The 19387-nt window shown below is 69.9% G+C and carries 17 protein-coding genes; 10 read left to right on the top strand and 7 right to left on the bottom strand.

All coding sequences use genetic code 11. The features are described from left to right. Positions 1-125: 125 nt before the first annotated feature. Entirely contained in the window at positions 126-989 is an 864-nt protein-coding gene (locus BP68_RS05165) for a ChaN family lipoprotein (protein WP_496369541.1), read from the top strand. 8 nt (positions 990-997) lie between these two features. On the opposite strand, the gene BP68_RS05160 is transcribed toward BP68_RS05165, so the two are convergent. Then, positions 998-3280 carry a putative bifunctional diguanylate cyclase/phosphodiesterase gene (locus BP68_RS05160; RefSeq protein WP_496369717.1) on the bottom strand — a complete coding sequence of 761 codons (2283 nt, stop codon included), beginning with the start codon at positions 3278-3280 and terminating at the stop codon, positions 998-1000. Between the two features lie 81 nt (positions 3281-3361). Here BP68_RS05160 and purU point away from each other — a divergent pair, with 81 nt between their 5' ends. From purU to BP68_RS05145, 3 genes are all read left to right on the top strand, one after another. After that, positions 3362-4210 (top strand): formyltetrahydrofolate deformylase, encoded by an 849-nt coding sequence (gene purU, locus BP68_RS05155; RefSeq protein ID WP_496369540.1) that lies wholly within the window; start codon positions 3362-3364, stop codon positions 4208-4210. Between the two features lie 14 nt (positions 4211-4224). Continuing rightward, entirely contained in the window at positions 4225-5148 is a 924-nt protein-coding gene (locus tag BP68_RS05150) for a LysR substrate-binding domain-containing protein (protein ID WP_496369539.1), read from the top strand. A gap of 144 nt (positions 5149-5292) precedes the next feature. After that, a complete protein-coding gene (locus BP68_RS05145) occupies positions 5293-6780 on the top strand; it encodes an FAD-linked oxidase C-terminal domain-containing protein (protein ID WP_496369538.1) in 1488 nt (495 codons plus the stop codon). Between the two features lie 63 nt (positions 6781-6843). Here the strand turns inward: BP68_RS05145 and BP68_RS05140 are convergent, their stop codons facing one another. The 3 genes from BP68_RS05140 to BP68_RS05130 form a co-directional block, all read right to left on the bottom strand. Continuing rightward, positions 6844-8190: a DUF445 domain-containing protein gene (locus BP68_RS05140; protein WP_496369537.1), complete on the bottom strand. Its 1347-nt coding sequence runs from the start codon at positions 8188-8190 to the stop codon at positions 6844-6846. Positions 8191-8277: 87 nt separating this feature from the next. Next, a complete protein-coding gene (locus BP68_RS05135; protein ID WP_496369536.1) occupies positions 8278-9417 on the bottom strand; it encodes an aminotransferase class V-fold PLP-dependent enzyme in 1140 nt (379 codons plus the stop codon). A 44-nt stretch (positions 9418-9461) separates the two neighbouring features. Then, complete coding sequence (locus BP68_RS05130; protein WP_496369535.1) at positions 9462-10184, bottom strand: YggS family pyridoxal phosphate-dependent enzyme; 723 nt, start codon at positions 10182-10184, stop codon at positions 9462-9464. Between the two features lie 39 nt (positions 10185-10223). Between BP68_RS05130 and BP68_RS05125 the strand changes: the two genes are divergently transcribed. The 4 genes from BP68_RS05125 to BP68_RS05110 all read left to right on the top strand — a co-directional run bounded on the left by BP68_RS05125 (position 10224) and on the right by BP68_RS05110 (position 14170). Continuing rightward, on the top strand, positions 10224-11267 hold the full coding sequence (locus tag BP68_RS05125) for a type IV pilus twitching motility protein PilT (RefSeq protein WP_496369534.1): 1044 nt from the start codon (positions 10224-10226) through the stop codon (positions 11265-11267). Between the two features lie 76 nt (positions 11268-11343). Next, complete coding sequence (locus BP68_RS05120; protein WP_496369533.1) at positions 11344-11973, top strand: cyclic nucleotide-binding domain-containing protein; 630 nt, start codon at positions 11344-11346, stop codon at positions 11971-11973. A gap of 52 nt (positions 11974-12025) precedes the next feature. Further along, a complete protein-coding gene (locus tag BP68_RS05115; RefSeq protein ID WP_496369532.1) occupies positions 12026-13162 on the top strand; it encodes a PilT/PilU family type 4a pilus ATPase in 1137 nt (378 codons plus the stop codon). A gap of 81 nt (positions 13163-13243) precedes the next feature. Further along, entirely contained in the window at positions 13244-14170 is a 927-nt protein-coding gene (locus BP68_RS05110) for an NAD(P)-dependent oxidoreductase (RefSeq protein ID WP_496369531.1), read from the top strand. A gap of 90 nt (positions 14171-14260) precedes the next feature. Here BP68_RS05110 and BP68_RS05105 read toward each other — a convergent pair whose 3' ends face one another. The 3 genes from BP68_RS05105 to BP68_RS05095 form a co-directional block, all read right to left on the bottom strand. Then, positions 14261-14929 (bottom strand): BON domain-containing protein, encoded by a 669-nt coding sequence (locus BP68_RS05105; RefSeq protein ID WP_496369530.1) that lies wholly within the window; start codon positions 14927-14929, stop codon positions 14261-14263. Next, complete coding sequence (locus BP68_RS05100; protein WP_496369529.1) at positions 14926-15528, bottom strand: SIS domain-containing protein; 603 nt, start codon at positions 15526-15528, stop codon at positions 14926-14928. The genes BP68_RS05105 and BP68_RS05100 overlap by 4 nt, the downstream gene beginning before the upstream one ends. A 75-nt stretch (positions 15529-15603) precedes the next feature. Beyond that, the gene (locus BP68_RS05095) at positions 15604-16002 is read right to left on the bottom strand and encodes a YraN family protein (protein WP_496369528.1); all 399 of its coding nucleotides are present in this window, start codon (positions 16000-16002) and stop codon (positions 15604-15606) included. On the opposite strand from BP68_RS05095, the gene rsmI reads away from it, so the two are divergent. Both rsmI and BP68_RS05085 read left to right on the top strand, forming a co-directional pair. Next, positions 16002-16931 carry a 16S rRNA (cytidine(1402)-2'-O)-methyltransferase gene (rsmI, locus tag BP68_RS05090; RefSeq protein WP_496369527.1) on the top strand — a complete coding sequence of 310 codons (930 nt, stop codon included), beginning with the start codon at positions 16002-16004 and terminating at the stop codon, positions 16929-16931. The two genes, BP68_RS05095 and rsmI, sit on opposite strands and share 1 nt — an antisense overlap. Before the next feature lie 124 nt (positions 16932-17055). Then, positions 17056-19383, top strand: coding sequence for an ATP-binding protein (locus tag BP68_RS05085; protein WP_496369526.1), 2328 nt, complete (start codon positions 17056-17058; stop codon positions 19381-19383). The last annotated feature ends 4 nt before the right edge of the window (positions 19384-19387 follow it).

Below are 19387 nucleotides of genomic sequence, written 5' to 3'. Positions count from 1 at the left end.
GTTTCTCCGATTCCTGTAGCACGCCAGCCGCGAGACGCGCGGGAGAGCACATGGACGAGCCGCTGCGCCGCCGCGCAGGAAAAAATTACCAACGGTTGCATTGCCGCCACGCCCTACCATGGGGCATGCGCCCCACTCCGCTCCTCCCCGCTTTGCGCCGCCTGTTGCCCGCGCTGTTACCGGTCCTGTCGCTGGCCCTGCTGCAGGGCTGCGCGCTCCCCCGGGCCCCGGCCGAGAGCGACGCCGCCTGGCGGGCCCAGCTCGACCGCTGGCCTGCCGTGGACGCGCTGCTGCTGGGCGAGCAGCATGACGCCGCCGCCCACCAGCGCTGGCAGGAAGACACCGTGCGCTGGCTGGCCGCGCGGGGCCGCCTGGCGGCCGTGGTGATCGAGATGGCCGACGCGGGCACCGCCACGGACGGCCTGCCGCCGCACGCCAGTGCAGAACAGGTGCGCGCCGCCCTGCGGTGGAACGAGGCCGCCTGGCCCTGGGAGCGCTACGCCCCGGTGGTGATGGCCGCCGTGGCGGCCGGCGTGCCGGTGCGCGGCGGCAACCTGCCGCGCGAGCGCATGCGCGCGGCCATGCGGGACGAGGCCCTGGACGCCCATCTGCCGCCCGCGGCGCTGGCGCGGCAGCGCGAGGCCATCGACGCGGGCCACTGCGGCCTGCTGCCCGCCGACCGGCTGGCGCCCATGGTGCGGGTGCAGCTGGCGCGCGACGCCAGCCTGGCCCAGACGCTGCTCGCCGCACGCCAGAACGGGCGCACGGTGCTGCTGGTAGCGGGCTACGGCCATGCGCGGCGCGGCCTGGGCGTGCCCACCTGGCTACCAACGGATTTCACATCAAAAGTGGCCATAGCCCAGGCGGGGCAAGCGCAAGAAACTATCAAATCAGAAGCAGACTACATCCACCACACGCCGGCCCTGCCGCCGCAGGACCCTTGCACCGACCTGCGGGCCCGCTGGCCCGGCTCCGCCACGCAAAAGTAAGCCCACGCTCACACCACCGGCTGCGCCTCCAGCAGCTGCGCGAACTCAGCCGGCGGCACGGGGCGGCTGCACAGATAGCCCTGGAAGGTGTCGCAGCCGCGCTCGCGCAGAAAGGCCAGCTGCTCGGGCGTCTCCACCCCCTCGGCCAGCACCGACAGGCCCAGGCTGTGGCCCATGGCGATGATGGCCGCGCTGATGGCCATGTCGTCGGCGTTGCGCGGAATGTCGCGGATGAAGCCCTGGTCGATCTTCAGCACGTCGATGGGAAAGCGCTTGAGGTGGGCCAGCGAGGAATAGCCGGTGCCGAAGTCGTCCACCGCCACGCGCAGCCCCTGGGCGCGCAGGCGCTCCAGCATCTGGCGCGCCTCCTCGGGGTGGGCGGCCAGGGCCGACTCGGTGATCTCCAGCTCCAGCGCCTGCGGCGGGTAGCCCGACACCTGCAGCGCCGCGGCCACGCTGCCGCTGAGGTCCGTGAGGTGGAACTGGTGCGGCGAGATGTTGATCGACAGCGTCAGCGGCTGCAGTCCCTGGGCCAGCCATTCCTGCCCCTGGCGGCAAACCTCGGCCAGCACCCATTCGCCCAGCGGCCCGATGAGGCCCGTGGCCTCGGCCACCGGAATGAACTGCGCGGGCGACACGGGCCTGCCGGTGTCGGGCGCGAACCAGCGCACCAGCGCCTCCGCCCCCACGATGCGGCCGCTGGCGATGTCCACCTGCGGCTGGTAATGCACCTGCAGCTGCCCCGGGTCGCGCAGCGCCTGGCGCAGCCGCGCCTCCATCGCCAGGCGCTCGCGCGCGGACTGGGTCATGCCCTCATGGAAGAAGCACCAGGCGCCGCGCCCCTGGGCCTTGGCGCCGTAGACGGCGGCATGCGCGCCCTGCTGCAGCAGCTGGGCATCGCCGGCGTGGTCGGGATACAGGCAGATGCCCGCGCTGGCGCTGGCCACCACGGCCAGCCCGTCGGGCGAGCGCCAGGGCCGCGCCACGGCGGCGATGAGCTCGCGCGCCACGGCGATGGCGTCCTCGGGCCGGCGCAGGTTGCGCGCCAGCACGGCCAGCTCGTCACCGGCCATGCGGCCCAGCAGGTCGCCCGGCCGCAGGGCCGCCTGCAGCTGACGCGCGATGTGCTTGAGCACGTCGTCGCCCACGACATGGCCGTAGCTGCCGTTCACGTCCTTGAAGCGATCCAGGTTGAGCTGCAGCAGCGCCATGCGCTCGCCGCGCGCGCCGGCATCGCGCACGGCATCGGCCAGCAGCTCGCCAAAATGCGCGCGGTTGGCGATGCCGGTGAGCGGGTCGCGGTGCGCCAGGAACTCCAGGCGCTCGCGCTGCGCCTTGTCCTCGGAGATGTCGGTGAACATGCACACGTAGTGCGTGACCTGCCCGCCCTCGCCGCGCACGGCCGACAGTGACATGCGCTCGGGAAAGATCTCGCCGTTCTTGCGCCGGTTCCAGATCTCGCCCTGCCAGTGGCCCGTGCGGCGCATGGAGTCCCACATGGCCTCGTAGAACGACTTGTCGTGCCGCCCGGACTTGAACACACCCGGCGTGCGGCCCAGCAGCTCGTCCTCGGTGTAGCCCAGCAGGCGCGTGAACGAGGCGTTGACCGACAGGATGCGGCTCTCGGCATCGGTCACCACCACGCCCTCGATGGTGTTGTCCACCACCGTCGCCGCCAGGCGCAGCCGCTGCTCGCTGAGCGCCTGGGCCGCGCGCGCGGCCTGCAGTTCCCGCATGGACTGCAGCACGCAGACCAGGTGCTCGGGCTCGCCATGCGCGGCCGCCACGTGGCTCACCGTGCACAGCACGGGCTGGCTCGTGCCGTCGCGCAGGTTGTGGCACTGGCGCTCGCCCTGGTAGTGGTCGATTTCCCCGGCCCTCAGGCGCTCCAGTTGGGTTTCCACCCAGGCGCCGTCGGCCGGGCACACCAGGGCGCGAAAGCTCGTCTCGGGCAGCGGCTCGTCCGGGCACAGGCCCAGCCAGTCGCGCAGGCGCTCGTTGGCCCACAGCAGGCGGCCGTCCATGCCCAGGCGGGCCATGCCCGCGGGCGCGTGGCGCAGCACCTGGTCCACCTCCCGCACCAGGGTGCGCGGCTTCGGGCCCATGCGGTACGCACGCAGCAGCCAGACCACCAGCACGCCGACCAGGGTGCCCTCCACCCAGGCCTTGCAGCGCAGCGCCAGGGCATGGTCATCGGGCTCCAGCGGCAGGCGCTGCAGCAGGCCCGCGCCCGCCCACGCCCATGCCGCGCCGGCCGCCAGGACCAACGCCACCGCGCCCCAGGGCGCCATCGACGAGGGCCCGCGGCCCGCGCTATTGCTCTGCAATCCTTACTCCCAGTGGGGCGCCGCGTGCTGCGACAATCGCGGCATATGACCCATTCCTACATCCTGACACTGTCCTGCACCGACCGGCTCGGGCTGGTGCATGCCGTCTCCGGCTTCCTGCTGGACCAGGGCGGCAACATCGAGGAAGCCGCCCAATACAACGACCAGGGCACCGGCCTGTTCTTCATGCGCGTGCAGTTCGCCTGCACCGGCGCCGACGAAGCCACCCTCAAGAGCGAACTGGCCACCTTCGCCGAGAGCCACGCCATGCGCTGGAGCCTGCACGCCGCCAGCGAGTCCATGAAGACCGTGCTGATGGTCAGCAAGGAAGGGCACTGCCTCAACGACCTGCTGTTTCGCTGGAAAAGCGGCCTGCTGCCCATCGACATCCGCGCCATCATCAGCAACCACCGCGACTTCTACCAGCTCGCGGCCAGCTACAACATTCCGTTCCACCACATCCCCGTCACCAGCGCCACCAAGGCGCAAGCCGAGGCCAAACAGTACGAAATCATCCAGGCCGAAGGGGCCGAGCTGGTGGTGCTGGCCCGCTACATGCAGGTGCTGTCCAACGACCTGTGCACCAAGCTGGCCGGCCGCGCGATCAACATCCACCACAGCTTCCTGCCCAGCTTCAAGGGCGCCAAGCCGTACTACCAGGCCCATGACCGTGGCGTCAAGCTGATTGGCGCCACCGCGCACTACGTGACGGCCGACCTCGATGAGGGGCCGATTATCGAACAAGACGTTACAAGAGCGGATCACACGGATACTGTCGAAGACCTCACCGCCCGCGGCCGCGACACCGAAAGCCTGGTGCTGGCCCGCGCCGTGAAATGGCACAGCGAGCACCGCGTGCTGCTCAACGGGCACAAGACCGTCGTCTTCCGCTGACCCCTCAGCCCGCCATGGCCACCCACTCCAGCGCCCACCTCTCGGCCAAGGCGGCGCTGGACGCCGCGAGCCTGCGGCGCATCCCGCCCATCCAGTGCCTGCTGACCTTCGAGGCCCTGGCGCGCCTGCGCAGCGTGACGCAGACGGCCGACGAGCTGTGCGTGACGCCCAGCGCCGTGAGCCACCGCGTCAAGCAGCTCGAGCAGATCCTGGGCACGCGCCTGTTCGGGCGCTCCGACTTTTCCCTGACCACCGACGGCAACGCCTACCTGGCCCATGTGCGCGAGGGGCTGACCGCGCTGCAGCGCTTTCCGGGCGCGGCCATCGCGCCGGGCAAGCGCCGGCTCAAGCTGGCCGTCACGCCCACGTTCGCGCGCGCCATCCTGATTCCGCGCCTGCGCCAGTTCACCGAGACCTACCCCGAGATCGACCTGGCGCTGCAGGTCTCCATTCCGCTGCTGGACGTGGTGGCCGAGGACGCCGACCTGGTCGTGCGCTTCGGCACCGGCCACTACGCCGACATGGAGCATGTGGAGATCGCGCGCGATGTGGTCACCCCGCTGGCCTCGCCCGCCTTCGTGCGCGAGCACGGCCCGTTCGACCGCCCCGCGGACCTGCAGGACATTCCCCTGCTGCGCAGCCCGCTGGAGCCCTGGCGCAGCTGGTTCGACGCCTGCGGCCTGGACTGGCCCGCGCCCACCGAGGGCTCGCAGTTCAACGACATCGGCCTGATGTGCGACGGCGCCGCCGCCGGCATGGGCGTGGCGCTGGTGCGCCTGAAGCTGGGCGCGCCCTGGCTGGACCAGGGCTCGCTGGTGCGCCTGTTCGACATCGACGCGCCCAGCCCGCACGCCCACTACCTGTGCTGGCGCACCGGCACCATGGACCGCTGGGAATGCGCCGCGTTCGCCGAGTGGCTGCGGCGCTCCATGGCCTGAACCGCAGGCCAAATCGGCCTGCAGCGCTTATCCAGCAAGCGCAAGTAGCTATAAATAACATAGCAAACAACGCAATCCGGCTCACGCCCGCCTGCAAGAAAACTCACGCCGCGCAGGGCCACCATGGCCTACAGTCACGCCACCATGTCCACCAGCCCCACCCCCACCGAACGCGCCCGGCGCCAGGCCGAGGTCGTGCAGGCCCTCTCGGCCTGCGTGCCGCAGCACGCGCTGCTCTGGCAGTCCGAGGACACCACGCCCTATGAATGCGACGGCCTCACGGCCTACCGCCAGCGCCCGCTGGTCGTCTGCCTGCCCGAGACAGAAAGCGAAGTGCAGGCCGTGCTCAGGGCCTGCCACCGGCTGCAGGTGCCGGTGGTCGCGCGCGGCGCGGGCACGGGCCTGTCGGGCGGCGCCATGCCCCACGCCATGGGCGTGACGCTGTCGCTGGCCAAGTTCAACCGCATCTTGGACGTGGACCCTGTCAGCCGCACGGCGCGCGTGCAGTGCGGCGTGCGCAACCTGGCCATCAGCGAGGCCGCCGCGCCCCACGGCCTGTACTACGCACCCGACCCCAGCAGCCAGATCGCCTGCACCATCGGCGGCAACGTGGCCGAGAACTCGGGCGGCGTGCACTGCCTGAAGTACGGCCTGACGGTGCACAACGTGCTGCGCGTGCGCGGCTTCACCATGGAGGGCGAGCCCGTCACCTTCGGCAGCGAGGCGCTGGACGCGCCCGGCTACGACCTGCTGGCCGCCGTGATCGGCAGCGAGGGCATGCTGGCCGTGGCGCTGGAGGTCACCGTGCGGCTCATCCCCAGGCCCCAGCTGGCGCGCTGCATCATGGCCAGCTTCGACGACGTGCGCAAGGCCGGCGATGCCGTGGCCGCCGTGATCGCGGCGGGCATCATCCCGGCCGGGCTGGAGATGATGGACAAGCCCATGACCGCCGCCGTGGAGGACTTCGTCAAGGCCGGCTACGACCTGACGGCCGAGGCCATCCTGCTGTGCGAATCCGACGGCACGCCCGAGGAGGTGGAGGAAGAGATCGGGCGCATGAGCGAGGTGCTGCGCGGCGCAGGCGCTACCGCCATCAGCGTGAGCGACAGCGAGGAGGAGCGCATGCGCTTTTGGAGCGGGCGCAAGAACGCCTTCCCCGCCAGCGGCCGCATCAGCCCCGACTACATGTGCATGGACTCGACCATCCCCAGGAAGCGCCTGGCCGACATCCTGCTGGCCATCCAGGAGATGGAAAAGAAATACCAGTTGCGCTGCTGCAACGTGTTCCACGCGGGCGACGGCAACCTGCACCCGCTGATCCTGTTCGACGCCAACGACCCCGACGAGTTGCACCGCTGCGAGCTGTTCGGCGCCGACATCCTGGAGACCAGCGTGGCCATGGGCGGCACGGTGACGGGCGAGCACGGCGTGGGCGTGGAAAAGCTGAACAGCATGTGCACCCAGTTCACCACCGAGGAGAACGCGCAGATGGCCGCCCTGAAGACGGCATTCGACCCGGCCGGCCTGCTCAACCCCGGCAAGGTCATCCCCACGCTGAACCGCTGCGCCGAGTACGGCAAGATGCTGGTGCGCGGCGGCAAGCTCAGCCACCCGGACCTGCCACGCTTCTGATTGAAAGCAAAATTAGCCCGAAGCGCTTGATGGACAAGCGCTGACAGCTATCAAATCAGGAGTTCAAGGGCGCGCCACCAGGGCCCAGAGCTCGCCCGCGTGCGAGACCGCGAACAGCAGCAGCCCGATGCAGCCGCCCACCACCGTGCCGTTGATGCGGATGAACTGCAGGTCGCGGCCGATGTGCAGCTCGACCAGCCGGGCCATCTCCTGCGCGTCCCAGCGCTGCATCGTGGCGCGGATATGCTCGGCCACGGACTGCGCCACGTCGGGCGCGAACGTGGCGGCCCACAGTTCCAGCCGCACGTTCAGGCGCACACGCAGGGCCGCATCGCCGGCCAGCGACATGCCCAGCCACTGCCCCATGCCGGCCACGCGGCGCGACAGCTGCGAGTCCTCGTCGGCCAGGTCCGCGCGCAGCCGCTCGCGCAGGCCCTGCCACAGGTCGCGCACATAGCGGCCCAGCACCTCGTCGTTCTGCAGGTAGCTGCGAACCTCCTCGCCGCGGCGCGCCCAGTCGGGGTCGGTCTGCAGGCGGGCGATGAGGCGCTGCACGGCGCCGTCCAGCGCCTCGCGCAGCTCATGCTGCGGGTCCTCGGCCACGGCCTGGAGCAGCGTCTCCACCGCATGGGTGATGGCCGCCGCACCCTTGCCCGACAGCCAGTCGGTGGGCAGCACCTTCTGCTTGAGCGGGTGCTCGCGCTTGATCCACTGCACCAGCGTGTCGGCCACGAAGGCGCGCGTGTCCTCCGACCGCACCATGGCGCCCAGGCGCTCCAGCAGATCGTCCAGCAGCGCCTGGTGGCGCCCCTGGTAGGTGAGCGCGCCCAGGGCCGAGGCCATGGAGCGCGTCAGATCGATCTGCCCCACGAGGGTGCGCGCGGCCTGGCTCAGGAAGGCCTGGATCTTGGCGTCCTCCACCGTCTCCAGCGCCGTGAGCGCCAGGCGCGCCACCTGCCGCCCCAGCAGCCCCGCGTTGGCGGGCGACGTGAGCCATTGCGCCAGCAGATTGGCCGGGTCATGGCGGCGGATCATGGCCACGAGCGAGGGCGCGTCGAGGAACCGGTCGCGCACGAACACCGCCAGGTTGCCGCCGATGCGGTCCTTGTTGCGCGCAATGATGTCGGTGTGCCGCTGCAGCAGCGGCAGCGGTATGCGCCGAAACAGCGCCGACACCGCGAACCAGTCGGCCAGCGCGCCCACCATGGCGGCCTCGGCCACGGCGCGCACGCAGGCCACGCCCAGGCTGCGCGGGAACAGATAGGTCAGGGCGAAGACGAAGACCACCGCCAGCAGCAGGCCCGTGGCCTGGCGCTTGGCGCGGGCCAGCTGGCCCGCGCGGTCTGCGAGCGCGGAGGCTTCAAACGGCGCGGCGGCGGGCGCGTCCGGCTCCAGGGGAGAGGCTTGCATGGCGGGGAGCATAGCCCCAGGGCCGCGGCGGCGTCCACCCTGCGGCTGTAGGAGGCGGGCGCGTCCGGCCCCGCCCTGGGCACCGGTTTACGGCGCGGCGGGTGCCACCTTGTCCAGCGCCGCGGCCAGCTGGCCCACGGTGCGGTCCACGTTGTGCCACTTCTCCAGGCCGAACAGGCCGATGCGGAAGCTCTGGAAGTCCGGCCCCTCGTCGCACTGCAGCGGCACGCCCGAGGCGGTCTGCAGGCCGGCCTCGATGAACTTCTTGCCGCTCTGGATGCCGGGGTCGGTGGTGTAGCTCACCACCACGCCCGGCGCCTGGTAGCCCTGGGCCGCCACGCTGGGAAAGCCGCGCGATGCGAGCAGCGCGCGCACCTTGGCGCCCAGCGCGACCTGCTCGGCCCGCACCGTGTCGAAGCCGTAGTCGCGGGTCTCCAGCATCACGTCGCGCAGGCGCACCAACGCGTCCGTGGGCATGGTGGTGTGGTAGGCGTGCTGGCCCTTTTCGTAGCCCTCGGCGATCTGCATCCATTTCTTGAGGTCGCACGAGAAGCTGGAGCTTTGCGTGTCCTCGATGGCCTGGCGCGCGCGCTCCGACAGCATCACCATGGCGCAGCAGGGCGAGCCGCTCCAGCCCTTTTGCGGCGCGGAGATCAGCACGTCCACGCCGGTCTGCTCCATGTCCACCCACATGGCGCCCGAGGCCACGCAGTCCAGCACGAAGAGCGCGCCCACCTCGTGCGCGGCCGCGCTCACGGTGCGCAGATAGTCGTCGGGCAGGATGATGCCGCTGGCCGTCTCCACATGCGGCGCGAACACCACCCGCGGCCTTTCGGCGCGGATGGCGGCGGCCACCTCGTCGGCCGGGCACGGCGCCCAGGGCGCCTGGGGGCCGTCGCCCAGCTGGCGCGCCTTGCACACGACCGCGCCGCCGCCCAGGCCGCCCGCGTCGAAGATCTGGCTCCAGCGGTAGCTGAACCAGCCATTGCGCACGATCAGCACCTTCTCGCGGTTGGCGAACTGGCGCGCCACTGCCTCCATGCCGAAGGTGCCGCTGCCGGGCACGAGCACGGCCGTGTGGGCGTGGTAGACCTGCTTGAGCGTCGCCAGGATGTCCTGCATCACGCCGGTGAAGCGGCGGGACATGTGGTTGAGCGCGCGGTCGGTATAGACCACCGAGAATTCGAGCAGGCCATCGGGGTCGATGTCGGGCAGCAGGCCGGGCATGTGTGCGTCTCCGTCAACAAAATTGAGCGGATCAGCTTAGCACCTCATGCGGTGGCGCCGTAGTCGCGCGCACCGAAGATGCCGCTGCCCACGCGCACCATGGTGCTGCCCGCGCGCACGGCGGCCTCCAGGTCGCCGGTCATGCCCAGCGACAGGGTGTCGAAGGCCTCGAACCCCGGCCCGCCCTCCGCACGCAGCGCGTCGAACACCTGGCGCACGCGCAGGAACACGGCCAGCTGCGCCTCGGCGGCAGGCGCTTCGTCGGGAATGCTCATGACGCCGCGCAGCCGCACCCGGGGCAGTTGCGCCACGGCCCGCGCCAGTTCCAGCGCATCGCCAGGGGGCACGCCGGCCTTGGTGGCGCCGCCGTCCACGTTCACCTGGATGCACAGCTGCAGCGGCGCCAGGTGCTCCGGACGCTGGTCGGACAGGCGCTGCGCCGTCTTCAGCCGGTCCACCGTGTGCACCCAGTCGAAATGCTGCGCCACCAGGCGCGTCTTGTTGCTCTGCACGGGGCCTATGCAGTGCCACTCCAGCGGCTGCGGCAGCCCCAGCGCCGCGACCAGGGCCATCTTTTCCACGGCCTCCTGGATGTAGTTCTCGCCGAAGCTGCGCTGTCCCGCCAGGGCCGCGTCGCGCACCGCCTCGGGGCGGAAGGTCTTGGAAACCGCCAGCAGGGCCACGGAATCCGGAGCCCGGCCCGCGGCCGCGCAGGCCCGCGCGATGCGCCCTTGAACGCGCTGGAGGTTGCTGGCAATCGTCGTCATAATGTTTGCCCAAGCGTATCAAACGATGAGAGGGAACCCGTGGACATCACCCAATTGCTCGCCTTCAGCGTGAAGAACAAGGCGTCGGACCTGCACCTTTCCGCCGGCCTGCCGCCGATGATCCGGGTCCATGGGGATGTGCGGCGCATCAACGTCGATGCGCTGGACCACAAGACCGTCCACGCCATGGTGTACGACATCATGAGCGACGCCCAGCGCAAGGCCTACGAAGAGTTCCTGGAGGTGGACTTCTCCTTCGAGATCGACGGCCTGGCGCGCTTTCGCGTCAATGCCTTCAACCAGAACCGCGGCGCGGCGGCCGTGTTCCGGACCATTCCCAGCAAGATCCTGACGCTGGAGCAGCTCAACGCGCCCAAGATCTTCGGCGACCTGGCGCTCAAGCCGCGCGGCCTGGTGCTGGTCACCGGGCCCACGGGCTCGGGCAAATCCACCACGCTGGCGGCCATGGTGAACTACCTCAACGAATCCGAGTACGGCCACATCCTCACGGTGGAAGACCCGATCGAGTTCGTGCACGAATCCAAGAAGTGCCTGATCAACCAGCGTGAAGTGGGCCCGATGACGCTGTCGTTCGCAGCGGCGCTGAAGTCCGCTCTGCGCGAAGACCCGGACGCGATCCTGGTGGGCGAAATGCGCGACCTGGAAACCATCCGCCTGGCCATGACGGCCGCCGAAACGGGCCACCTGGTGTTCGGCACGCTGCACACGTCCAGCGCCGCCAAGACCATCGACCGGATCATCGACGTGTTCCCCGCCGAAGAAAAGGAAATGGTGCGCGCGATGCTGTCGGAGTCGCTGCAGGCCGTGATCTCGCAGACGCTGTGCAAGACCAAGGACGGCGCGGGCCGCGTGGCCGCGCACGAGATCATGCTGGGCACCAGCGCCATCCGCAACCTGATCCGCGAGGCCAAGGTGGCGCAGATGTACTCCACCATCCAGACCAGCAACAGCGTGGGCATGCAGACGCTGGACCAGAACCTCACCGACCTGGTGCGCCGCAACATCATCAGCCCCGCCGAGGCCCGCGCCAAGGCCAAGATTCCCGAAAACTTCCCCGGCTGACCCCTCCGGGGCGGCGCACCCCCATCCACCCCGCCGGGCCCGCGAGGAGGCAGGCCCGGCACTTCGGAGCCCCACCATGAAAGGCATTCTCAGCCTGCTCAAGTCCAGAACCCGCAGGACCGGCGAAGAGAACGGCGACTCCGTGTTCTTCACCACCGCGTTCGCCGGCCAGGGTGTGGACGAGTCGCAGCTCATCCCCTGGGAGGCGCGCGCGGTGGAGGTGGGCGCCAAGCGCCTGCCCAAGAGCCGCGGCGGCAAGCTGCTGCAGTCGCTCTGGGCCAAGGACAAGTACATGGCGCATCTGGACCAGAACGCCGTGGAGCGCATGGAGCGCTTCTTCGAGTTCGCGGCCGTTCCACCCAACCGGGATGTGATCCGCCAGGACGAGTACGGCAACTTCATGGTGGTGCTGCTCACCGGCACCATCGCCGTGGACCGCGTGCAGCCCTGGGGCGAGCACCTGCGCCTGGCCGAGACCCGCCCCGGCGACATCCTGGGCGAGATGTCGCTGCTGGACAGCGGCATCCGCTTCTCGGCCTGCACCACGCTCACCGATTGCGAGGTGGCCGTGCTGGGCGCCGAGGCCATGGACGACATGATGTCGCAGGACCCGCAACTGGCCGCCAGCCTGGTGGCCCTGCTGGCGCGCAAGCTCTCGCTGCGGCTGCGCGTAGTGAGCGCTCGCCTGAGCGACAATCAACGCTGAATAGTCGGGTAGTACAACAAAGCCGACAAGGCTGACATAAGGGGGTATCGGGATGGAACGGGATCAGGCCAGTAAATTCATCAATGATCTGCTCAAGCTGATGGTCAGCCGCGGCGGCAGCGACCTGTTCATCACGGCAGAGTTTCCGCCCGCGATCAAGGTGGATGGCAAGGTCACCAAGGTCTCGCCCCAGCCGCTCACCCCGACCCATACGCTCACGCTGGCGCGCTCCATCATGAGCGACAAGCAGGTGGCCGACTTCGAGCGCACCAAGGAGTGCAACTTCGCCATCTCGCCCGCGGGCGTGGGGCGCTTTCGCGTCAATGCCTTCATCCAGCAGGGGCGCGTGGGCATGGTGCTGCGGACGATTCCGCTCACGCTGCCCACCATCGACGGCCTGGGCATGCCCCAGGTGCTCAAGGAAGTCACCATGACCAAGCGCGGCCTGTGCATCCTGGTAGGTGCCACGGGCTCGGGCAAGTCCACCACACTGGCCGCCATGCTGGACTGGCGCAACGAGCACTCCTTCGGCCACATCATCACGGTGGAAGACCCGGTGGAATTCGTGCACCCGCACAAGAACTGCGTGGTGACGCAGCGCGAGGTGGGCCTGGACACCGACAGCTGGGAGGCCGCGCTCAAGAACACGCTGCGCCAGGCGCCCGACGTGATCCTGATGGGCGAAATCCGCGACCGCGAGACCATGGAGCATGCCGTGGCCTTCGCCGAGACCGGCCACCTGTGCCTGGCCACGCTGCACGCCAACAGCGCCAACCAGGCGCTGGACCGCATCATCAACTTCTTCCCCGAAGAGCGCCGCGCCCAGCTGCTCATGGACCTGTCGCTGAACCTGCGCGGCATGATCTCGCAGCGTCTGATCCCCAAGCAGGACGGCAAGGGCCGCGCCGCGGCCGTCGAGGTGATGCTGAACACGCCGCTGATCTCCGACCTGATCTTCAAGGGCGAGGTGGCCGAGATCAAGGAGATCATGAAGAAGAGCCGCAACCTCGGCATGCAGACCTTCGACCAGGCCCTGTTCGACCTGTTCGAGGCCAACGTGATCAGCTACGAAGACGCTCTACGCAATGCCGACTCGGTGAACGACCTGCGCCTGCAGATCAAGCTCGGCAGCCAGCGCGCCAAGACCACGGACCTGGCCTCCGGGACCGAGCATTTCGCCATCGTCTGACGCCCGGCCCACAGCGCCGCCCCCCGGCCCGCCCTCCTTCCGGTTCCGGGCGGGCCTTGTTTTTGATGGAGCCCCTTTGACATGAGCAGTATCAATCCACGCACCTACGAGCCGGCGCCCGCGCGCCGCGTGGCCTTCCTGGGCCTGGGCGTCATGGGCTACCCCATGGCCGGACACCTGGCAACGGCCGGCCATGCCGTGACGGTGTACAACCGCACCGCTACAAAATCAGAAGCATGGAGCGCTGAATTCGCGGGCGCCACAGGCGTAAAACATGCAAAAACGTCACGCGAGGCCGCACAGGGTGCCGAGATCGTCTTCTGCTGCGTGGGCAACGACGACGACCTGCGCTCCGTGGTGCTGGGTGCCGACGGTGCCTTCGCCGGCATGCAGCCGGGCGCCATCTTCGTGGACCACACCACGGCATCGGCCGCCGTGGCCCGCGAGCTGTACGGCGCCGCGCGCACGCTGGGCCTGCAGTTCATCGATGCGCCCGTCTCCGGCGGCCAGGCCGGCGCGCAGAACGGCCAGCTCACGGTGATGTGCGGTGGTGACCAGGCGGCCTTCGACGCCGTGCGGCCCACGGCCCTGGCGTTCTCCCGCGCCTTCACGCGCATTGGCGACAGCGGCGCCGGGCAACTCGCCAAGATGGTGAACCAGATCTGCATTGCCGGCCTGGTGCAGGGGCTGTCCGAGGCGATCGCCTTTGGCCAGCATGCGGGGCTGGACATGCCGCTCGTGCTCGACGTGATCGGCAAGGGCGCGGCCCAGAGCTGGCAGATGGACAACCGCGGCAAGACCATGGTTGAGGGCCGCTTCGACTTCGGCTTTGCCGTGGACTGGATGCGCAAGGACCTGGGGCTGGTGTTCGACGAGGCCAAGCGCAACGGCGCACGCCTGCCGGTGACGGCGCTGGTGGACCAGTTCTACGCCGACGTGCAGCGCTCGGGCGGCAACCGCTGGGACACCTCCAGCCTGATCACACGCCTGGCCCCCCAGAAGTCCTGACCCGCAAGGCACACTGCCCGCGCGAGGCGGGCAGTGCTGCTGGGGATGCGCCGCGGGCCGGCGCAGCCCGTCAACGCCAGGGGCGCGTGCTCAGGGCTTGGCCGGTTGCCCCGCTGCGGCCGGGTCCTGCGACACGGGCGCCGGCTGCGTGGCAGAGCGGCTCAGCTCCTCCTCGGTGATGACCTCGAACACCCGCACCACCTTGTGCACGCCGTCCACGCCGCGGGCGATTTCGGCGGAGCGTTTGGCCTCGCGCGGCGTCACCCGGCCCATCAGGTAGACCACATTGCGCTCGGTCACCACCTTGAACGCATTGGCGGTCAGGTCCTTGGCGTCCACCAGGCTGGCGCGCACCTTGCCGGTGATGAAGGTGTCGCTGGAGCGCTGCTTCAGCGAGGAATGGGGCATCACGCCGATATCGTTGACCACCGAGCGCACGTTCTCCACGCTCAAGGCGATCTGCTCCGCCTTCTGGGCATCGGCGGCCGCGGACGCCTCGCCGGTCAGCAGGACCTGGCGGTTGTAGCTCGTCACGTTCACATGCACGCGGTCGCCCAAGGCCTCGCGGATGCGGTTGACGGTGCGCAGCTCGATGCCCTCGTCCTCCACCTGTGTACCCGTCGTGCGCCGGTCGGTGGCCATCAGCGTGCCCATCACGGCACCACCGCCGATCACCAGCGGCGCACAGGCTGCCAAACTGCCCACCAGGGCGCCGGCCGCCAGCACGGAGCAAAGGGTTCGCAACATCGGGACTGTCATAGAGGAATCTCCTGTTCTCCAAGTAACTGGGCATCCACGCCATCGCACAGGCAGTGCAGCACCAGGGCATGCACCTCGCGCACGCGGGCGGCGCGGTCGTGCGGTACGCAGATCTGGACATCGGTTTCGCGCAGCAGCGTGGCCAGTGCGCCGCCGTCGCGGCCGCACAGCGCCACCACGGTCATGTCGCGCTCATGGGCGGCCTGCACGGCCTCCAGCAGGGCAGGCTCGTTGCCCCCGATGGTGATGGCCAGCAGCAGATCGCCGGCCTGGCCCAGCGCGCGCACCTGGCGCGCCAGCGTGGCGATGTCTGCGCCCGCGCCCAGCGCGGACGAGGCCATCCACATCGCGTCCGGCACCAGGGCCAGGGCGGCCAGTTCCGGCCGCTCCCGCTCGAATCCAGTGACGCAGAAGGCCGCGAACTGCTGCGCCTGCGCCGCCGACGGGCCGCTGCCGCAGGCGAGCACCTTCGCGCCATTGGTCACGCAGGCCAGGACGGCCTGTACCGCGGCGCTGATGGGGTGGCTGAGGGCTTGCGCCGCCTGGTATTTCAGGTCGGCGCTGTCGATGAAATGCTGTTGGACACGTTGCTCAAGCATGGGCCGTGAATGATACCCGCCGGCCCCGCGCCTTCTGTAGCAAACGGTAGGCGGCCGCCTACCCGCGGGCCGCGGTCATGCGGCCTCGAACGCGGCGCGCAGCCATTGCACGCGGTCCTGCTCGATGAGCACCGCATCGAAGCGGCAGGGCGGCGGCGCGGGCCAGCGCATCAGGTAGTGCCGCGCCGCCAGGATGATGCGCCGCTGCTTGGTGGTGCCAATGCTCCCCGCAGCGCCACCAAAGCCGGCGCCGCAGCGGCTGCGCACCTCCACGAAGACCAGCGTACCGTCGCGCTCGCGCATGATGAGGTCGATCTCTCCTCCACCCCGCCCGGGGGTCCGATAATTGCGTTCCACCAGCGCCAGGCCCGCCGCGGCCAGATGCGCCAGGGCGTGGTCTTCCGCCGCCTGGCCCATGGAACGCGTGGTGCGCGCGGGCGCGTTGCCGCTGACTTTCTTGCCAAGGAACCCCATTGAGCGCATCCTTTGCCTCCGCCCTGAATGCCGCGCACGACGCCGCGGCCGCCCAGCATTATCCGCAGGGCACCCTGTACGTGGTGGCCACGCCGATCGGCAACCTGGCCGACATCACCCTGCGCGCCCTGCATGTGCTGCAGTTGGCCGATGCCATCGCCTGCGAAGACACGCGCCACACCCAGGCCCTGCTGCGCGCCTACGGCATCGACAAGCCTGCCGACCGGCTGCTGGCCGTGCACCAGCACAACGAGGCCCAGGCCGCGCAGGCCGTCGTGGAGCGCCTGCGCGCCGGCCAGCGCATTGCCTATGTGAGCGACGCCGGCACGCCCGGCGTGAGCGACCCCGGCGCGCGCCTGGTCGCCGCCGTACAGGCCGCGGGCCTGCGCTGCACGCCCCTGCCCGGCGCCAGCAGCGTGACCAGCGCGCTCAGCGCCGCCGGCGCCATCGCCCACGCGCCGGAGACCGGGGGCTTCCTGTTCGCCGGCTTCCTGCCGACCAAGAGCGCGGAGCGCGCGGCGGCGGTGCAGCGGCTGGCCGCCGAGCCGCGCTGCGTCGTGCTGCTGGAGGCCCCGCACCGCATACAGGAGCTGGCCAACGCCCTGGCCGTGCTGGACGAGCGTCCTGTGACGCTGGCACGCGAAATCACCAAGCAGTTCGAGGAAATCTCCACCCACGCCGCCAGAGACCTCGCGGCATGGCTGCAGGGCTCCCCGCAGCGCATCAAGGGGGAGTTCGTCGTCCTGCTCCATCCCGTGCCCGTGCAGCACGACGACGGTGCCGCCGCAGAGCGGGTGCTGCGCCTGCTGCTGGCCGAGCTGCCCACCAAGACCGCCGTGAAGCTGGCGGCCGACATCACGGGCGCGCCGCGCAACACGCTCTACGAGCGGGCGCTGCAAATCAAGCGCGACGCCGACGCCCCAGCCTAAAGCCGTGCGGCCGCCCCGGCGGCGATGACCCTGGCGGGCCTCGGCGGCCCGCTTCGTCATGAAGTTGAAACCCGCGTGTCGAACAATTTGCATCAAATTGTTAATGCGCCAAGGCCCTCTGCTCATGACCGTACGACAACGCATCGTCCTTCTCATCGCCCTCACCTTCGCGGCACTGGGTGGCATCGGGGGCTTTGCGCTCTACCAATCGCACCTGGGCGCACGGGAGGTCAAGTCCGTGACCGAAGGGGTGGTGCCCAGCACCATCCAGTCCGTGGAGCTGATGGGGCAGCTCAAGGACATCCAGATCACCACCCTCTCCATGCTGGGGGCCCCCGACAAGGCCGCCGCCCAGCACCTGCACGAAGAACTCAGCGCGCGCAAGGCCAGCCTGCACAAGGCGCTTTCGGAGCAGCGCCAACAGGCCGACAGCCCGGCGCAGCGCGGCCTGATCGAAGAGGCGCAGCACAGCCTGGACAACTACTTCGCGGCCATCGACGACACGGCGCGCTTCAAGCTCGCGGGCCAGCAGGATGCGGCCGAGGCCACCATGGCCGCCACCGTGGACCAGTACCTGCGCGAGCAGGGCCAGATGATCGATGCCGTGCAGGTAGAAAAGCGCCGCAGCAAGGACCAGGCGATCGAAGCACTCAACCAGAACCTGCGCAACACCAGCGCCACGCTTGCCGTGGTCACCGTGGTCTCGGTGCTGGGGCTCGCGCTCATCGGCGTGCTGCTGTACCGCCAGATCATCCTCCCCATCGGCGAGATGGAGCGCAAGATGACGGCCATCGCCACCAGCCAGGACTTCACACACCGCGTGCCCGTGGCGCGCCAGGACGAGATCGGCCGCTCGATCATGGCCTTCAACACCATGATCGAGAAGATCCAGCACAGCAGCGAGCTCGTACGGCAAAAGAGCGCCGACATCCAGGCCATGCTGCACTACATCCCCCAGGGCATCCTCACGCTGCAGGCGGGTGGGCGCATCCACCCCGAGTTCTCGGAGCATCTGACCACCCTGGTCGGCACGCGCGATCTCGCCGGCCGTGCCGTGCAGGACGTGCTCTTCGCGGGCTCCCGCCTCGGCGCCGATGCCGTGGACCAGGCCCTGGCCGCCATTGGCGCGTGCATCGGCGAGGACGCGATGAACTTCGACTTCAACGCCCACCTGCTGCCGCGCGAGATCGTGCGCGTGCAGCCCGACGGCAGCGCCCGCACCTGGGAGCTGGGCTGGTCGCCCATCACCGACGCGCACGGCACGACAGAGCGGCTCATGCTCTGCATCCGCGACGTGACCGAGCTGCGCCAGCTCGCACATGCCGCCCAGGCGCAGCAGCAGGAGCTGTCCATCATCGGCGAGATCCTCGCGGTGGAGCGGTCCAAGTTCCAGTCCTTCGTGGCCGGCACCGCTGCCTTCGTGCAAACCAACGAGCGCCTCGTGCGCGAGGCGGCGGACGCCGCCGACGCCCGCCCCGCGGCCGTAGCCGAGCTGTTTCGCAACATGCACACCGTCAAGGGCAACGCCCGCACCTACGGCCTGCTGCAGCTGGCCGACGTGGCCCACCTGGCGGAGCAGCGCTACGACGCGCTGCGCCAGGACCCGGCCGCCTGGGATACCACCGCCCTGCTCGCCGACCTGGCCGCCGTGCGGGACATGCTGGACCGCTACCAGGCCATCGAGGCCGGCAAGCTGCGCGGACACGGCGCGGGCGACGCCGCCACGCAGGGCATTGCACTGCCGCCCGCGCAGATCGAGGCCCTGGCCCTGCAACTGCGCGACGCGGCCCAGGCCGGCGATGCGCACGCCCTGCAGGCCACGGCGGCCCGGGCCGCCCAGACGCTGCAGCAGTGGACCAGCGTGCGCCTGGCGGAGGCGCTGGACGGCGCCCTTGCCTCCCTGCCCTCACTGGCCGCAGAGCTCGACAAGGAGGCCCCCGTGGTGCGGCTGAACGATGACGGCATCGCCCTGCACCACGCCATCGCGCCCATGCTGCGCGACGTGTTCACGCATTTGCTGCGCAACGCCATGGACCATGGCATCGAGGATGCCCAGGCCCGCGTGCGCGAGGGCAAGCCCGCGGCCGGCCAGATCGTGATCGACATGGCGCTGCAGCCCGAGTCGCTGCAACTGCGCATGGCCGACGACGGCCGCGGCCTGAACCTGGAGCGCATCCGCGCCAAGGCGCTCGAAGCCGGCCTGCTCGCCCCGCACGAAGCGCCGGGCGAGGAGGCCCTCGCACAGCTCGTCTTCGAGCCGGGCTTCTCCACGGCCGGCGCCGTCACCGCGGTGTCGGGCCGGGGCGTGGGCATGGACGCGGTCAAGGCCTTCGTGGCGGCCCATGGCGGCGATGTGGCGCTGCGGCTGCGCGCCGCCCCGGCCAACGCCCACCGCGCGTTCGACATCCTGATCCACCTGCCGGCGCGGTTCGCACTGCGCCCGCAGGGCTGACCGC

The organism is Diaphorobacter oryzae DSM 22780 (assembly GCF_059568935.1).
Note: the sequence above shows the minus strand (reverse complement) of the source record. Positions and strands in the feature narration are given on the sequence as shown.

What these genes read in the sequence shown, in the direction of transcription:
- BP68_RS05115 (WP_496369532.1), top strand. Translation starts at nt 12,026, where the DNA reads ATGGAACGGGATCAGGCCAGTAAATTCATCAATGATCTGCTCAAGCTG.
- BP68_RS05105 (WP_496369530.1), bottom strand. Translation starts at nt 14,929, where the DNA reads ATGACAGTCCCGATGTTGCGAACCCTTTGCTCCGTGCTGGCGGCCGGC.
- BP68_RS05135 (WP_496369536.1), bottom strand. Translation starts at nt 9,417, where the DNA reads ATGCCCGGCCTGCTGCCCGACATCGACCCCGATGGCCTGCTCGAATTC.
- BP68_RS05165 (WP_496369541.1), top strand. Translation starts at nt 126, where the DNA reads ATGCGCCCCACTCCGCTCCTCCCCGCTTTGCGCCGCCTGTTGCCCGCG.
- BP68_RS05100 (WP_496369529.1), bottom strand. Translation starts at nt 15,528, where the DNA reads ATGCTTGAGCAACGTGTCCAACAGCATTTCATCGACAGCGCCGACCTG.
- BP68_RS05110 (WP_496369531.1), top strand. Translation starts at nt 13,244, where the DNA reads ATGAGCAGTATCAATCCACGCACCTACGAGCCGGCGCCCGCGCGCCGC.
- purU (WP_496369540.1), top strand. Translation starts at nt 3,362, where the DNA reads ATGACCCATTCCTACATCCTGACACTGTCCTGCACCGACCGGCTCGGG.
- BP68_RS05150 (WP_496369539.1), top strand. Translation starts at nt 4,225, where the DNA reads ATGGCCACCCACTCCAGCGCCCACCTCTCGGCCAAGGCGGCGCTGGAC.
- BP68_RS05095 (WP_496369528.1), bottom strand. Translation starts at nt 16,002, where the DNA reads ATGGGGTTCCTTGGCAAGAAAGTCAGCGGCAACGCGCCCGCGCGCACC.
- BP68_RS05130 (WP_496369535.1), bottom strand. Translation starts at nt 10,184, where the DNA reads ATGACGACGATTGCCAGCAACCTCCAGCGCGTTCAAGGGCGCATCGCG.
- BP68_RS05145 (WP_496369538.1), top strand. Translation starts at nt 5,293, where the DNA reads ATGTCCACCAGCCCCACCCCCACCGAACGCGCCCGGCGCCAGGCCGAG.
- BP68_RS05085 (WP_496369526.1), top strand. Translation starts at nt 17,056, where the DNA reads ATGACCGTACGACAACGCATCGTCCTTCTCATCGCCCTCACCTTCGCG.
- BP68_RS05140 (WP_496369537.1), bottom strand. Translation starts at nt 8,190, where the DNA reads ATGCAAGCCTCTCCCCTGGAGCCGGACGCGCCCGCCGCCGCGCCGTTT.
- BP68_RS05160 (WP_496369717.1), bottom strand. Translation starts at nt 3,280, where the DNA reads ATGGCGCCCTGGGGCGCGGTGGCGTTGGTCCTGGCGGCCGGCGCGGCA.
- BP68_RS05120 (WP_496369533.1), top strand. Translation starts at nt 11,344, where the DNA reads ATGAAAGGCATTCTCAGCCTGCTCAAGTCCAGAACCCGCAGGACCGGC.